Raw genomic sequence first — 248 nt, forward strand, 5'->3', positions numbered from 1 at the left:
GTACAATACCGCCCGCGATGTAAACACCTCCTGTACAAGCTAGGTTTAATGCAAGGTTACCAGCAAAACTGCCCATCACTTGACAAAAAACATCCAGACTTCTCCGTGCCAAATCACAACTGCCTTCTAATGCCGCTTTAGATACCTCATTTGGCTGCTCAAATTTAACTTCACGTTTAGATAAAGCACAAAGACTTTGGTATAAATTGACTAAACCCTGCCCGGACAAAATACGCTCTGCAGAAACG

1 protein-coding gene is annotated in these 248 nt (G+C 43.1%); it reads right to left on the reverse strand.

The annotated features are described in order from the left end of the window. Positions 1–248, reverse strand: a 248-nt coding sequence (locus tag AAEZ06_RS27950; RefSeq protein WP_350617423.1) for a glucokinase, incomplete at both ends; no start/stop codon positions are given.

Origin of the sequence: Pseudomonas sp. HY7a-MNA-CIBAN-0227 (genome assembly GCF_040310325.1) — a bacterium.
Classification (GTDB): Bacteria; Pseudomonadota; Gammaproteobacteria; order Pseudomonadales; family Pseudomonadaceae; genus Aquipseudomonas.